The 465-nt window shown below is 62.4% G+C and carries 1 pseudogene; it reads left to right on the forward strand.

Annotated features, from left to right (window positions below):
• Window positions 1-465: pseudogene (locus JMV15_RS27925) on the forward strand (IS30-like element ISPsp7 family transposase); the annotation flags it as partial.

Genomic DNA, 465 nt, shown 5'->3' on the forward strand with positions numbered 1-465 from the left:
ATACCGACCTCAGCGTGGAAGAGCGCGCCACCATTCAAATCGGTCGTACCCAAGGCTTCAGCCTGCGCAGGATTGCCGGCTTGATCAACCGATCCCCTTCGACCATCAGCCGTGAGCTGCGCCGTAACCGAGGTGCTTGCGGTGGCTACTCGGCCCGCCTAGCCCAGCAGCAAATGCAGGCCCGCCGCCAGGTTTGTCGACCGATGCGAAAACTGTTGCCGGGTAGCGAGCGCTTCGAACTGGTGACCCATATGCTGCGTGAGCGTTTGTCTCCCGAGCAGATTGCCGGCAAGCTGCGCAGCATGAACATACCCAACCTGCGAGATGCCTACGTCTGTCGCGAGACGATCTACAACGCGATCTATGCCCTGCCAGTGGGTGAGCTGCGTAAGGAGCTGATCATCTGTCTGCGCCAAGGCAAGACGACGCGCCGGCCGCGCTCTGGTGGCGTGGATCGGCGCGGCC

The sequence above is a fragment of the Pseudomonas paracarnis genome, assembly GCF_904063055.1.
Lineage (GTDB): Bacteria > Pseudomonadota > Gammaproteobacteria > Pseudomonadales > Pseudomonadaceae > Aquipseudomonas > Aquipseudomonas paracarnis.